Source organism: Amycolatopsis sp. NPDC104587 (assembly GCF_055583645.1).
Genome location: NZ_JBVJNO010000006.1, coordinates 414,533 through 428,659, shown reverse-complemented (window position 1 = coordinate 428,659; position 14,127 = coordinate 414,533). Strand labels below are relative to the sequence as shown.

At 72.5% G+C, this 14,127-nt stretch carries 15 protein-coding genes; 12 read left to right on the top strand and 3 right to left on the bottom strand.

Annotated elements, in window-relative coordinates; all coding sequences use genetic code 11:
- The first annotated feature begins 89 nt into the window (after positions 1-89).
- From ACZ61C_RS20915 to ACZ61C_RS20905, 3 genes are read left to right on the top strand one after another with little or no spacing between them, the layout of a single operon-like run.
- On the top strand, positions 90-1,031 hold the full coding sequence (locus tag ACZ61C_RS20915) for a hypothetical protein (protein ID WP_465309055.1): 942 nt from the start codon (positions 90-92) through the stop codon (positions 1,029-1,031).
- The gene (locus ACZ61C_RS20910) at positions 1,028-1,447 is read left to right on the top strand and encodes an ABA4-like family protein (protein WP_465309053.1); all 420 of its coding nucleotides are present in this window, start codon (positions 1,028-1,030) and stop codon (positions 1,445-1,447) included. Before ACZ61C_RS20915 ends, ACZ61C_RS20910 begins: the two co-directional genes overlap by 4 nt.
- Entirely contained in the window at positions 1,444-2,223 is a 780-nt protein-coding gene (locus tag ACZ61C_RS20905; protein WP_465309051.1) for a purine-nucleoside phosphorylase, read from the top strand. The genes ACZ61C_RS20910 and ACZ61C_RS20905 overlap by 4 nt, the downstream gene beginning before the upstream one ends.
- Positions 2,224-2,315: 92 nt before the next feature.
- Here ACZ61C_RS20905 and ACZ61C_RS20900 read toward each other — a convergent pair whose 3' ends face one another.
- Positions 2,316-3,473: a glycosyltransferase gene (locus ACZ61C_RS20900; protein ID WP_465309049.1), complete on the bottom strand. Its 1,158-nt coding sequence runs from the start codon at positions 3,471-3,473 to the stop codon at positions 2,316-2,318.
- A gap of 30 nt (positions 3,474-3,503) precedes the next feature.
- On the opposite strand from ACZ61C_RS20900, the gene ACZ61C_RS20895 reads away from it, so the two are divergent.
- From ACZ61C_RS20895 to ACZ61C_RS20855, 9 genes are all read left to right on the top strand, one after another.
- Positions 3,504-5,138, top strand: a complete 1,635-nt coding sequence (locus ACZ61C_RS20895; RefSeq protein WP_465309047.1) for a phospho-sugar mutase — start codon at positions 3,504-3,506, stop codon at positions 5,136-5,138.
- Entirely contained in the window at positions 5,138-5,590 is a 453-nt protein-coding gene (locus ACZ61C_RS20890) for a flavodoxin family protein (protein WP_465309045.1), read from the top strand. Before ACZ61C_RS20895 ends, ACZ61C_RS20890 begins: the two co-directional genes overlap by 1 nt.
- Before the next feature lie 306 nt (positions 5,591-5,896).
- Positions 5,897-6,301, top strand: coding sequence for an XRE family transcriptional regulator (locus ACZ61C_RS20885; protein WP_465309043.1), 405 nt, complete (start codon positions 5,897-5,899; stop codon positions 6,299-6,301).
- The gene (locus tag ACZ61C_RS20880) at positions 6,298-6,819 is read left to right on the top strand and encodes a hypothetical protein (protein ID WP_465309041.1); all 522 of its coding nucleotides are present in this window, start codon (positions 6,298-6,300) and stop codon (positions 6,817-6,819) included. Before ACZ61C_RS20885 ends, ACZ61C_RS20880 begins: the two co-directional genes overlap by 4 nt.
- Positions 6,816-7,946 (top strand): MAB_1171c family putative transporter, encoded by a 1,131-nt coding sequence (locus ACZ61C_RS20875; RefSeq protein WP_465309039.1) that lies wholly within the window; start codon positions 6,816-6,818, stop codon positions 7,944-7,946. The genes ACZ61C_RS20880 and ACZ61C_RS20875 overlap by 4 nt, the downstream gene beginning before the upstream one ends.
- A 1-nt stretch (position 7,947) precedes the next feature.
- The gene (locus ACZ61C_RS20870) at positions 7,948-9,114 is read left to right on the top strand and encodes an amidohydrolase family protein (protein WP_465309037.1); all 1,167 of its coding nucleotides are present in this window, start codon (positions 7,948-7,950) and stop codon (positions 9,112-9,114) included.
- An 87-nt stretch (positions 9,115-9,201) separates the two neighbouring features.
- A complete protein-coding gene (locus ACZ61C_RS20865; protein WP_465309035.1) occupies positions 9,202-9,591 on the top strand; it encodes a hypothetical protein in 390 nt (129 codons plus the stop codon).
- Between the two features lie 23 nt (positions 9,592-9,614).
- On the top strand, positions 9,615-10,904 hold the full coding sequence (gene hisS, locus ACZ61C_RS20860; protein WP_465309033.1) for a histidine--tRNA ligase: 1,290 nt from the start codon (positions 9,615-9,617) through the stop codon (positions 10,902-10,904).
- A gap of 32 nt (positions 10,905-10,936) precedes the next feature.
- Entirely contained in the window at positions 10,937-12,229 is a 1,293-nt protein-coding gene (locus ACZ61C_RS20855) for a HEAT repeat domain-containing protein (protein ID WP_465309031.1), read from the top strand.
- Here the strand turns inward: ACZ61C_RS20855 and ACZ61C_RS20850 are convergent, their stop codons facing one another.
- Positions 12,230-13,426 (bottom strand): sensor histidine kinase, encoded by a 1,197-nt coding sequence (locus tag ACZ61C_RS20850; protein WP_465309029.1) that lies wholly within the window; start codon positions 13,424-13,426, stop codon positions 12,230-12,232.
- The gene (locus ACZ61C_RS20845) at positions 13,423-14,070 is read right to left on the bottom strand and encodes a response regulator transcription factor (RefSeq protein ID WP_465309441.1); all 648 of its coding nucleotides are present in this window, start codon (positions 14,068-14,070) and stop codon (positions 13,423-13,425) included. The genes ACZ61C_RS20850 and ACZ61C_RS20845 overlap by 4 nt, the downstream gene beginning before the upstream one ends.
- Between the last annotated feature and the right edge of the window lie 57 nt (positions 14,071-14,127).

Genomic DNA, 14,127 nt, shown 5'->3' with positions numbered 1-14,127 from the left:
TCGCCTCCGGGGCTTCCCTGAAGACTCCTCAGGATGGATAGCTTAGCTTCCCATAACGGAGAGCTTGACTATCCATTCTGGGAGGAACCATGACCATCTTTGCCGACGTCCGGACCAGAACCCGCGGGTGGCACCGGCCGTCCGCCCTCGCCGCGGCCGCCTTCGGGGTGGTGGCCGTGCTGTGCATCGCCGCGCTGCTGCTCGACCAGCGGACCCTGGGCGGCGCCCCGATCTGGGCCAAGCCGTTCAAGTTCGCCGTGTCCGGCGCGCTCTACTTCGCGAGCTGGAGCTGGCTCGTCTCGCTGCTGCCGCGCTTCCGGCGCACGGCCCACTGGCTGACGAACTTCCTTGTGCTGATCTTCGCCAGTGAGTACGCGATGCTGGTGTTCCAGGCGGTGCACGGCCGGGCCAGCCACTTCAACCACGCGACCCCGCTGGACTCGGCGATCTACGACACGATGGGCAAGATGATCGCCGCGCTGTGGGTCGCGACGCTCGCCCTGACCGTGCTGGTGATGTTCACCAAGCCGGCGGACCGCGGCACCTTCTGGGCGGTTCGCGCCGGCACCGTGCTCTCGCTGATCGGCCTCGGCCTGGGCTTCCTCATGACGAGCCCGACCGCGCAGCAGCTCGCGCAGTGGCGGGCGGGCGGCCCCGAAGACGTCATCGGGGCGCACACGGTCGGGCTCGCCGACGGCGGTCCCGGCCTGCCGATCCTCGGCTGGAGCACGGTCGGCGGCGACCTGCGGATCCCGCACTTCGTCGGGATGCACGCGCTGCAGGCGCTGCCGCTGCTGGCCGTCGCCCTGCTCGCACTCGCGTCGCGGTTCCCGCGGCTGCGGGACGACGTCGTCCGCGCACGGCTGGTGCTCATCGGCGCGGCCGCCTACGCCGGGCTGCTCGCGCTCGTCACCTGGCAGGCGCTGCGGGCGCAGTCGATCGTGCACCCGGACGCCGTGACGCTGGAGGCGTTTGTCGCGCTGGTCGTGGCCGTCGGAGTGGGTTCGTGGGCGGCGGTGCGGTCGCGATGACGCTGTTCAGCCTGGCCTTCCCGCTGGCGACGCCGTTCTGGGCGTTGCTGATCCTGGCGCCGAAGTGGCGCTGGACGGCGCGGATCATGGCGTCGCCGTGGGTGCCGCTGCTGCCGCTCGTCTGCTACTTCGCGCTCGAACTGCCGCACTTCGGCGAGTGGGGGCGCGCGATGCTCTCCCCCGACCTCGGGGTGCTGCAGGGGCTGCTCGCGACGCCGTGGGGCGCCGGGCTGGTCTGGGCGCACCTCATCGCGTTCGACCTGTTCGTCGCGCGGTGGATGTATTTCGAAGGGCGCTCGGTGGAGCTCTCGCCGTGGGTCGTCAGCCCGATCCTGGTGCTGACGATCTTCCTCTCGCCGTTCGGGCTGGTCGCGTTCCTGGTGGCCCGGAGCGTCCGGATACGCTCGCGCGCATGACTGAACAAGAGGCCGCGGCGGCCATCGCCGAACGCACCGGCGTGGACGCGCACGACATCGCGGTGGTCCTGGGGTCGGGCTGGCGTCCGGCGGCGGACGTCATCGGGGAGTGCGAGACGGAGATCCCGTTCGCCGAGCTGCCCGGCTTCACCACGCCCGGCGCGGTGGGCCACGGCGGCACCATCCGCTCGCTGAAGATCGGGGACAAGAACGTCCTGGTCATGCTGGGGCGCACGCACTTCTACGAGGGCAAGGGCATCGACCCGGTGGTGCACAACGTGCGCACCGCCGCCGCGGCCGGCGTCCGGACGGTGCTGCTGACGAACGCGGCGGGCGGCCTGCGCGAGGGCTTCCGGGTGGGGCAGCCGGTGCTGATCGCCGACCACCTCAACCTGACGGCGCGCTCCCCGATCGTCGGCGCGAACTTCGTCGACCTGACCGACCTGTACTCGGCGCGGCTGCGGAAGATCGCCCGCGAGATCGACCCGTCGCTCGAGGAGGGTGTCTACGCGGGCCTGACCGGGCCGCACTTCGAGACGCCCGCCGAGATCCACATGCTGCGCACGCTGGGCGCGGACCTGGTCGGCATGTCGACGGTCCTGGAGGCCATCGCGGCCCGCGCGGCGGGTGTCGAGGTGTTCGGGCTGTCGCTGGTGACGAACCTGGCGGCAGGCATGACGGGCGAGCCGCTGAACCACGAAGAGGTCCTGCAGGCGGGCCGCGAAGCGGCGACCCGCATGGGCTCCCTGCTGCGCGACCTCGTCACCCGCGCCTGACCCCGGGCGCCCCAATGTGGCCTTCGGTGCGTTGAACGCACCCAAGGGGCCCTTCGGTGCGTTGAGCGCACCCAAGGCCACATTGGGGCGCTTCAGGCGAAGGTGAAGAGCTGGGCGGCCACGTCGGCCGGGGACGGCATGGCTGCCACCTCGGCCGCCAAGGCCCGGGTCGCGTCGCGGACCGCGGTGTCCGTCAGGAGACGACGCGCGTGCGTGGCCACCGCTTCGGGCGTGACTTCGGCGGCGAGCAACCGGGCGCCGACGCCCGCCGCCACAACCGCGTCCGCGTTCGAGAACTGGTCCGCGCCCTGCGGGAGCAGCAGCTGCGGAAGACCCGCGCCGAACGCGCCGAGCGTCGTGCCGCTGCCGCCGTGGTGGACCACCAGGTCGACGTGCGGGAGCAGCTCCGACTGCGGCACCCACGCCTCGAGCCGGACGTTCGGCGGCACCTCGCCGAGGGTCGCCGGGTCGACCGTCGGGCCGGTGGCGACCAGGACGTCGACGTCCAAACCGGACAGACCGGCGATCGCCGCGCCGAGCACTCCCGCGTGGCCCATCGCCGTGCCGAGGGTCAGGTAGACCAGCGGCCGCGTGCGATCGAGCACTCCGGCGGGCAGCTCACCCGGCTCGCTCCAGCCGACCGGGCGCAGCGGCACCCGCGTCGCCCGCGCCACGAACTCCGGGTCCTGCACCGACTCCGGGCAGATGTCGACGAACGGGCCGCCGAAGGTCAGGTCGTCCCCGAGCGTCAGGCCCAGTGACGCAGCGTTCGCGCGGATCGCCTCGCGGATCTCCGCCACCATCGGGTCGGCGCCCGACTGCTTGCCGAACCCGTGCGCCACCACGGGGATCCCGGCCTTCATCGCCGCGAAGACGCCTCCCGAGTTGCCCGACTCGGCGACGACCAGGTCCGGCCGGGCCCGCTCGAACAGCGGCAGCAGGTCGGCGACGAACCGCCCGGGCATCAGCTCGCCGAACACCTTCGCGACGATCGGCCGCAGCACCTCCGGCGGGATCTCACCCGGCGCCCGGCGCGGTCCCGGCGGCGCGGCGGCGAACGCCTGGCCGAACGCGTCCTTGAGGGCGAGGCCGGCGGCGGCCGTCTCGAGCCCGGCTTTTGTCAGCTGTGGCAGGAAGTCTTCCGAAGTGGCGAAGACGACCTCGTGGCCCGCGTCGCGCGCGGCGACCGCCAGCGGCACGAGCGGGAACGTGTGACCGAAGGACCCCAGTGAGGTGAAGAGCAAGCGCACTCCCCCGACCCTAGCCCGTAGGCTGGCGCGGTGACTGTGACCTCCACGCTGCGGGACGCCGCCTACCGCTGGATCGCCGACGACCCGGACGACGCCGCCCGCGCCGAGCTGCAGGACGTGCTCGCCCGGGCGCTGGGCGGGGAGCCCGGCGCGGCCGAGGAGCTGGCCGACCGGATGGCGGGTCCGCTGGAGTTCGGCACCGCGGGGCTGCGCGGGCCGGTGCGCGCGGGGCCGAACGGGATGAACGTCGCCGTGGTCACCCGCACGACCGCCGGGGTGGCGCAGTGGCTGACGGCCCACGGGCACGCCGGCGCGCTGGTCGTCGTCGGCCGGGACGCGCGCCACGGCTCGGAAGCCTTCTCGACCGCGGCCGCCGAGGTGCTCACCGCCGCCGGTTTTGCCGTCAAGGTGTTCCCAAAGCCGCTGCCGACCCCGGTGCTCGCGTTCGCCGTCGGCCGGCTCGGCGCGGTGGCCGGGATCCAGATCACCGCGTCGCACAACCCCCCGGCGGACAACGGGTACAAGCTCTACGACGCGACCGGCGGGCAGATCGTGCCGCCGTCCGACGGCGAGATCGAGCGCGCCATCCAGGCCGCGCCCGCCGCGGTGAGCGTGCCGCGCGAGCCGGGCGCGCAGGTCGTCGACCTGCTCGACAGCTACCTGGCCGAAGTCGCGGCCCTGCCGCTGGGCCAGGAGCGCGTGGTGCGCGTGGCCGCGACGGCGTTGCACGGCGTCGGCGCCGACACGCTGCGGGCGGCGTTCGAGCGGGCCGGGTTCACCGACCTGCACCTGGTGGACGCCCAGGCGTCCCCGGACCCCGACTTCCCGACGGTGTCCTTCCCGAACCCGGAAGAGCCGGGCGCGACGGACCTGCTGCTGGCGCTGGCGTCCGATGTGGACGCCGACCTGGCCATCGCGCTCGACCCGGACGCCGACCGCTGCGCGCTGGGCGTGCGGGAGCGGGACGGCTCCTGGCGGATGCTGCGCGGCGACGAGACCGGTGTGCTGCTGGGCTCGACCGTGCTGTCCACAGTGGACCGGACGCTGCTGCCCGACCCGCTGGTGGCCACGACGATCGTGTCGTCGTCGATGCTGGGCGAGATCGCGAAGGCCGAAGGCGCGCGGTACGCCGAGACGCTGACCGGGTTCAAGTGGCTGGTCCGCGCCGGCGAGGGGCTCGTCTTCGCCTACGAAGAAGCGCTCGGCCTGTGCGTCAACCCCGGTTTCGTCCGCGACAAGGACGGCATCGCCGCAGCGACGCTCGCGGCCGGGCTCACCGCGCGGCTGAAGGCCGGCGGCCGCACCCCGCTGGACGTCCTGGACGAGCTGGCCCAGCGCCACGGCGTGTACCTGACCGACCAGGTTTCGCTGCGGGTCACCGACCTCTCGGTCCGCGGCCGGCTGATGACGAAGGTGCGCGAGACCCCGCCGTCACGCCTCGGCGGCGTCGACGTGACGTTGGAGGACCTGCTGCCCGACGCGGACGTGCTGCGCCTGACCGGCGAGGGGGTGCGGGTGGTCGTGCGACCGTCCGGCACCGAGCCGAAGCTGAAGGCGTACCTGCAGGTCGTCGCGCCGGTGACGGACTCGCTGGCGGACGCGCGGGCCGCGGCGCGGGAGCGGCTGACGGGGCTGCGGGCCGAGGTCGAGGAGCTGCTCGCCTGATGCCGAGGCTGCTGGTCGTGCACCACACGCCGTCACCCTCGACGCAGGCGCTGTTCGAAGCGGTGCTGGCCGGCGCGACGCACCCGGACATCAAGGGGGTGGAGGTGGTCCGCCGGGCGGCGCTGGCGGCCACTTCTTCCGACGTGCTCGAAGCGGACGGCTACCTGCTGGGCACGCCGGCCAACCTCGGCAGCATGAGCGGCGCGTTGAAGCACTTCTTCGACACGGTCTACTACCCCTGCCTGGACTCGACGCGGGGTCGCCCGTTCGGGTACTGGATCCACGGCAACAGCGACACGGCGGGCACGGAACGCCAGCTGCTGGCCATCACCACGGGGCTGGCCTGGGAAAAGGCCGCGAACCCGGTGGTCGTGACGGGTGAGCCGGACAAAAAAGCGCTGGCGGCGTGCACCGAGCTGGGCGGCACGCTGGCCGCGACGCTGATGGTTTGAGGACCCGGAAAAAGTAAGGGGCCTGTCACCGGAAGCCCTGGGGGTCGACCTCCGGCAACAGGCCGTGACCAAGGGATCGCCGCGAGGGCGTTCGACCTTGGTCCCCAAAGCGTACTACAGACGGCCGATCATGACGAGTCGGCGGGCAGGACAACCTCTCGCCGGGTCGGTTCCGTACACCCCCAGGGTACGGATCGCCCGGCGAGAGGCGAGCCAACTGTAAACCACTGCATACGATATCTGTCAACATGTGCGTACAGTGGTTTCCCGGCTAGAATTTTCACGGTGGAAACCTAGGGGGCGGGTATGGCACGGGAACGCACCTTCGCGGAGCGCCTGAGCACCCTGATCGAGGCAGCTCGGGTGGACGGCCGCGCACCGCACAGCTACCGGGAGATCTCGGCCGCCGTCGAGCGCGCGGGAGGTCCGGCGATGTCGCCCGCCTACCTGCAGCAGCTCGCGACGGGCAAGCGGGTGAACCCGAAGATCCACTACGTCGAGGCGCTGGCGAGACTGTTCGGGGTGCCCGTGACGTACTTCTTCGACGAAGAGGCCGCGACGGCTCCGGCCGGCGAAGTGCAGCTGATGGCGATGCGCGCGCAGGAGCTGTCCCCGCAGGGCCGCCGTCAGGTGATGGACCTGCTGGAGCTGGTCGAACGCTACGAACGGGCCGAACGTGAAGGCCGGAACCCGGAGGACGCGCCGCGATGAGGGAACGCGAGCTGCGCCGCCGCTGCCGGAAGCTGCTGAAGCAGCTGGACATCGGGCCGCCGCTGGACGTCGAGGTGCTGTGCGCGCGGCTGGGCGAGCAGCGCGGGAGACCGATCCGGCTGATGGCGTACCCACTGGAGGTGCCGGGGCCGTTCGGCTGCTGGATCGCGACGTCGTCGGCCGACTACATCTTCTACCAGGCCGAAACGACGAAGTCGCACCAGGACCACATCATCCTGCACGAGCTCGGCCACATGCTGGCCGACCACCACCCGCACGGCGACGCCGAGCCCGCCGACTTCCTGCGCGGCCCGGCGCCGGATCTTGACCCGGATGCCGTACACCGCGCACTGCGTCGTTCGTCCTACGATGACGCGCACGAGTGGGAAGCCGAAACGGTCGCGACGATCATCCTCGAGTGGGCGTCCGTCCTGAACTACACGATCCCCCGGCGCGCCGCTGACCGGGATCTCCGCCGGATCCAGGGGGCGCTCGGCGATCACCAAGGGTGGTTGTGAGCACACTTTTCAGCCCCGTGAACCTGATCGCGCTGGTGCTGTTCGCCGTCGCGCTCGCGTGGCGGATCTACCAGGTGCAGCGCGCGCCGACGGTGCCGAACTGGGCCGTCACCGCGTGCGTCGCCGGCTTCGCGCTGGCCTTCCTGCTGCAGCAGCCGGTGCTCTCCGACGAGGTCGACGCGCTCCTCGGACTCGGCGCGGCGCGGGTGGCGAACAACGCGCTGCTGGCGTGCGCGGTCTGCGCGCTGGTGATCTTCTTCCTCGGCTCGGCGCTGGGCCCCGTCCGCCGGTACGGCCGGGTGGTCGCCGAGCTGGTCCCGCTGGGCGCGGCGATCACGCTGATGGTCGTCGCGATGGACCTGACCCCGCCGGAGCTGCGCGGGCTGCCGCTCGGGCCGTCGACCATCCACGACAGCGGCGTCGCGCTGTTCTACCTCGGCGCCGGCCTCTACCTGATCTACGGGCTCATCGCCTGCACCGCGTGGATCGTCCGGTACCTGCGGGTGGCCGACCGGGACCTGCGGATCGGGCTGAAGCTGGGCGCGGTCGGCCTGGCCAGCGCGGCGGTGGGCAGCATCTTCCGCGCGCTGTACATCGTGGTGGCGTGGGCGTTCGGCCCGGTCGTGAAGATCCTGCTGCTGCTCGGCGTGCCGTTCGTGATCGTCGGCGGCCTGCTGTTCCTGGTCGGCGTCACCTACCCCGGCGTGCGGGCGCGGGTCTCGGCGCTGCGGCGCCGGCGGCAGCACCGGCGCGAGCACCAGGCGCTGGGTCCGTTGTGGACGGTCCTGGTGCAGGCGTTCCCCAGCATCGTGCTGCGGACCCCGCCGCGCCGGCGCACGGAGCTGCTGTCCCCGCGCAGCATCCACCGCGTCTACTACCGCCGGGTGATCGAGATCCGGGACGGCCTCGTGCAGCTCTCGCCCTACCTGGACGCGGATTTCGGCGAGGTGGTCGCCGCCGATCCCGGCGCCGCGGCGGCCGCGTTGAAGACGGCGCTGCGGCGCCACGCGGCGGGTGAGGAGATGGACGGCCGCGCCAAGCAGGTCCTGCCCGCCCGGGCGGACGACATCGAATCCGACGTCCGGCCGCTGCTCGCGCTGTCGGCCGCGATGGAGAACGGGGCGTGACGTGGACGTCGTGATCACCGCGGGCCGGGTGCTGCCGCGGCCGTCGACCCCGATCGAGGACGGCGCCGTGCTGATGCGCGACGGCGTGCTCGCCGCGGTGGGCCCGCGCGCGGACGTGCTCGCGCAGGCGACGCCCGACGCCGTCCGGCACGACTTCCCCACCGGGACGGCGCTGGCCGGGCTGTTCAACGTCCACGCGCACCTGGCTTTTGACGCCTCCCGCGAGATACTGGCGCACTTCGAGGATGCCTCGGACCCGCTCGAAGGCGCGCGCACGCGGCTGTCGTCGATGCTGGCCAGCGGGGTCACGACGGTGCGCGACCTCGGCGACCGCGACCACCTCGGCGCGGCCGTGCGCCGGTCCTTCGCGGGCTCGGCCGCGCCGCGGCTGCTCGTGTCGGGCCCGCCGATCACCGTGCCGGGCGGGCACTGCCACTTCTTCGGCGGCGAAACCGCGTCCGACAGCGAAATCCGCGCGCGGATCGACGAGAACGCGGCGGCCGGCGCGGACGTGATCAAGGTGATGGCCAGCGGCGGCCAGATCACCGAGGGCGGCGCGGACATGTGGGAGTCGCAGTTCGACACCCGGCAGCTGGCCCTGGTCGTCGGGCACGCGGCGTCGCACGGACTGCCGGTGGCGGCGCACGCCCACGGCGCGGACGCGATCTCGGCCGCGGTCGAGGCGGGCGTCTCGACGGTCGAGCACTGCAGCTTCCTGACCGGGCCGCGGACGTTCGACCGCCGTGCCGACGTGGCCAAGCGGATGGCGGCCGACGGGATTTCGGCGTGTTCGACGAGCAGCCGCAACTGGCGGGTGATCGTCGAGAAGCTGGGCGACTCCGCCGCGGAGGCGATGTACGGGCGGCTGCCGTGGCTGGAGGAGCACGGCGTCCGGCTGCTCGCGGGCACGGACGCCGGGCTCCCGGGGTCGGTGTTCGACGACCCGGTCGGCGCCCTCGAGCTGTACGAATGGCTCGGCTTCCCGCGGCGGCGGATCCTAGAGATCGCGACCGAGGACAGCGCGGCCGGGCTCGGCCTCGGCGCCGTCACCGGACGACTGGAAGCCGGGCTCGCGGCGGACGTCCTGGTCGTCGAGGGTGACCCGCTGGCGTCGCTCGCCGCGCTTCGCAACCCACTGCTGGTGCTGGCCCAGGGCCGCTCCGCCTGATTCCACGATCGGGGAATGCCTGGTTTGGTCACACTGTTTTAAAACAGTGTTACTGTAGCTCTGCCCACCCCGGAGAAGGAGTCCCCGATGCACGGACCCACCCAGCTGTTCACGGTGATCGCCCTGGTCTCGCTGCCGACCGTGATGTACGGCGGTTACGCGCTGATGGGCGTCATGCGCGAAGCCAAGCTCACCGAACACCAGCGGGCGATGTTCCGCGCCGGCCACGCGCACGCCGGCGTCCTGCTGATCCTCGCCCTGGTCGCGCTGCAGATCCTCAGCCGCACCACGCTGTCCGACACCACGTTGTGGATCACCTGCTTCCTGCTGCTGTTCGGGGTCCTCGCGCAGTCCGGCGGGTTCTTCGTCCACCTGATCCCGAACAAGGGCAGGCTCGGCGGCCGCGTGACGTCCGCCGGCGCGGTGCTCCTGGCCGCCGCCACGCTGCTCACGGCGTACGGGGTCGCCTTCGCCTGAGCGCCGGTCGTTAAGCTGGTCACGTGCCTGAATACCTGCCGACCGCGCCCTACAAGGGGACCCGGGACTTCCTGCCCGCCGAAATGTCCGTCCGGACGCAGGTGTTCGGTCATCTCTACGACGTCCTCGAGCGCCGTGGCTTCCTGCGCTACGACGGCCCGATCCTCGAGTCCGCCGAGATCTACGAGCGCAAGTCCGGCCAGGAGCTGGCGGACAAGCAGCTGTACACGCTCACCGACAAGGGCGGGCGGCGGCTGGCGCTGCGCCCGGAGATGACCCCGTCGGTGGCGCGGATGATCGCCGGGAGCGCGAAGTCGCTGTCGTTCCCGGTGCGCTGGTACAGCCACCCGAACTGCCATCGGTACGAGGCGCCGCAGCGCGGCCGCGTGCGTGAGCACTGGCAGATCAACGCGGACATCTTCGGCTCGGACAGCGCCAACTGCGAGATCGAGATCTTCGAGCTGGTGCACGACATGATGGCCGCGCTCGGCGCGACGCCGGACATGTTCGTGCTGCGCGTCAACGACCGGAACCTGCTGACGTCGGCGCTCACCGACGTCGCCGGGGTGTCGGAGGACCACCTCTCCCAGGTGTTCGCGCTGGTCGACCGCTGGGAGAAGTACCCCCGCGAGAAGCTGGCCGAGGGCGCGGCCGAGATCGGGCTGTCGGACAAGCAGTTCGAGAAGCTGGCCGAGACGCTCGACCTGGGCGAGGCGCTGCTCGACGAGCTGCCGGCCGACGTGCGGGAGCAGTCGAACCTGGTGAAGGTGCTGAACAGCAGCGCGGGTTCGCTGGTGAAGTACGAGCCGATCATCGTGCGCGGGCTGGCGTACTACACGTCGACCGTGTTCGAGGTCTTCGACACCTCACCGGAGAACCGCCGGGCCCTCTTCGGCGGCGGCCGCTACAGCGACCTCGCGTCGATGTTCACCCCGCAGCAGATCCCGGGCATCGGGTTCGGCATGGGCGACGTCACGCTGATCGACTTCCTCGAGACGCACGGCCTCACGCCGGCGCCGCGCAGCGAGGTCGACGTCATGGTGATCCCGGTGACCGAGGACCTCTCGGACGCGGCCCGCTCGGTGGCGGCGTCCCTGCGCGCCGCGGGGCTCCGGACGTCGACCCCGATCGAGCACCGCAAGCTGGGCAAGGAGCTCACCCGCGCGGACAAAGCGGGCGCGGCCGCGGTGGTGATCGTCGGCCAGGAGGACTGGGCGGCCGGGAACGTGACGGTGCGCAGCCTCGCGACGCGGGAGCAGAACCCGGTCGCGGTCGCGGAGGCCCCGGCGGCGGTCCAGGCGCTGCTGGCCTGAAATCGGTTCGACGCCCCTGGCAGGCTGAGGGGGTGTTCGAAACCGGAGTGCCCGATCTCGACGCCTTCGCCGCCGGTGACGTGCGGCGCTGGGCGGAGTTCGACGTGGCCGTGCGGCGGGCGGGGTGGACCAGGCAAAGCTGGTACGGCATCCCCGCCCGCGAGCACCCGATCCGGTCGCGCGCAGACCGCGCCGAAGCCGCCTGCCACGCGAACGGCCGGATGCGCGAAGCGGCGGTGAAGCAGCTGGCGGTCAGCGCCGATCCCGAGGCGCTGCCGCTGCTGCTGGTCCGGTGCGTCGACTGGGTGCTTCCGGTGCGCGAGCGCGCCCGGGCCGCGGCACTGTCCAAACTGGACCAGCCGGCGTTCCGCGCGATGCTTCCCCTGATCGGGGTGCTCCGGCGCCGCCAGGTCGACGAGTGGATGACCACACTGTTCCGGCGCGCGTTCACCCCGGAGCTCGTCGAGGCCGCCCTGGCGCTCGAAGGCCGGGAGGTCCGCCGGTGGGCGCACAACGAAGCGATCGGGCTCCTTCCGCGCGAGCGGCTACTGGACATTTCCCTGCGGGACCGGGACTTCGTCGTCCGCGCGATGTGCGGCAACGCGCTGCTCGACCGCGGCGAATGCGTCGAGGAGCTGCTGGCGGGCGGGCCGCCGAAGGTCCGGATGCGGGCGCTCACCATGGCCGGTGACCCGGAGGCGCACCTGGCCGACCGGACGTCGGCGGTCCGTTCGATGGCGCAGGCCCTGGTGCTCAAGGCCGGCGGTGACCCGGCCCCGCGCTACCGCGCCATGCCGGTGTCGTTCGGCATGCTCGCCGGGCTCGGCGAGACGGGCACCGCCGCCGACGCCGGACTGCTGGCGGGCCTGCTCACCGACGACCGCCCGCGGATCCGGCGGGTGGCCGTGCGCGGCCTGCGCCGGATCGCCCCGGAGTCGGCGGCGGTCGCGCCGTTGCTGACCGATCCGTCCCCCGCGGTGACCCGGCAGGTCGTGGAGTTCCTGCGCGGCAAGCCCGCGCTGGTCGGCGAGCCCGCGCTGCGGAACCTGCTGGCGCCGGGACGGCCGGTCCACACCCGCCGGGCCGCCGCGGCGTTGCTGCGCGACCGCGACACCTGGCTGCGCCTGCACACGGACCTCACCCTGCTGGCCGACACCGACCTGGGTGCCGAAGCCCACCAGGACATCTACGCTTGGCAGGACCACGTCACGGGCGTCTACACCAAGCCGCCGGACGGCTGGCGCGAGGAGATGACGGCTCTCTGCGACCGGCTCGAACCGGGCTTGGCCAGGGAGATCCGCTTCGCTCTCGGCTTCACCGGCTGATCACGCGAGATCGGCACGCAGCAACCGGAGCGTGAACGTGGCTCCGTCGCCGGGACGGCCCGCGGCCGCGATCGTGCCGCCGTGGCCCGTCACCACTTCGCGGACCAAGGCCAGGCCGAGGCCGAAACGGCGGCCGTCGCCGTCGGAACCTCGGGCAAAACGCTCGAAGATCCGTTCCGCATCGGCTGCCGGGAAGCCCACTCCGGTGTCGCGGATCCGCAGCTCCACGTGCTGCTCGTCCGGGACGCCCAGCCAGACCTCGATCGAGCCGCCCGGCGGGGTGTGGCCGAGCGCGTTGTCCAGCAACGCCGAGAGCACCCGCCGCAACGCCGTCGGCACGCCCTGGACGACGTACGGCCGCCGCTCCCGGGTCACCGCCAGCCGGACCCGGCCCTCCCCCGCGCGGACCGCCTCCGCCGCGACCGCTTCCTCCGCCAGCACCCCCAGCTCGACCGGCACGAACTCCGGCCGGTCGCACGCCCGCGCCGACAACAGCAGGTCCTCGACGACCTCGCCGAGCTCCCGCGTGCCGCGCACCAGCTGGTCGAGGTCTTCCGCGTCGCGTCCGGACGCGCGCCGGGCCAGCAGCTGGGCGCGGGTGTGCAGCCGGGTCAGGGGCGCGCGCAGCTCGTGGGACGCGTCCGCGACGAACGTCCGCTGCCGCCGCAGCGCGTCGGCCAGCGGCCGGATCGCCCGGCAGGCCAGCACCCGCCCGCACAGCACCGCCGCCACCAGCGCGAGCAGCTCCGCGACGCCGAGCCCGAACAGCAGCGACGAGCGGTCCTGGATCTGGTACAGCTCCTCGAAGAACGCCTCCGAGACGACGCCGCCGCGGTTCTCCACGCGGATCGTGTACGTCATCTCGCCGATCTGCCGCCGTTCCGTGTGGACGTCGCCGGGCGAAGGCGTCAAAGCGGTCAACGCGGGGATCGGCATCCCGGCCGGCGGCCGGCCCGCGGGCGCGTGCAGCGCCGGCGTGAACAGCCAGACGCAGCCGGGCGGGGTGGTGGCCGGGCCCAGCTCGATCGTCCGGGCCAGCGTCCGGTCGGCGTCGGCGTGCTGACCGGACAGCAGCATCCCGTACGCGATCCCGCCCGCCACCGCCACCAGCAGCGACACGACCACGGCGATCTGCGCGGTGATCGCCCACCGCGCCCGCCGCAGCGCGCGCTCCTCCGGGTCGCCGCGGGGTCTCACACCGCGCCGATCTGGTAACCGAGCCCGTGCACCGTCCGGACGACGTCCCGGCCGAGCTTGCGCCGCAGGTAGTAGACGTAGGTGTCCACAATGGACTCACCGGTCGAGTCGGCGAAGACCCGCGTGCGCAGTGCCGCCCGCGGGTGGATCGCCTTCGGCCGCTGCGCCAGCGCCCGCAGCAGCTCGAACTCGCGCCCGGACAACGTGATCCGCTCACCCCGCGGCAGGACGACCTCGTGCCGCTGCAGGTCGAGGGCCGCCGCGCCGAGCGGCAGGCACTCCGCGCCTTCGAGGTCACGGCGGCCCAGCGCGCGCAGCCGGGCCAGCAGCTCCTCGGCCTCGAACGGTTTGACGAGGTAGTCGTCGGCCCCCGCGTCGAGCCCGTTGACGCGGTCGGCGAGCTCCCCGAGCGCCGACAGCATCAGGACCCGGGTGGTCACCGCGCGCGCCCGGAGCCGGGCGAGCAGCTCGAGCCCGTCCAGCACCGGGAGGCGGCGGTCGATGATCATCACGGCGTACTCACCGGTGAGGCCGAGGTGCAGCCCCCGCTGGCCGTCGTGGGCGGCGTCGGTTTCGTAGCCTTCCTCCGCGAGCAGCTCGGCGAGCATGCCCGCGAGGTCCCGGTCGTCTTCGACGAGCAGCACCCTCGTTTTTGCAGCCACATCGTGCACGAGTCCATACTGGCAGTGAATTTCTGGGAT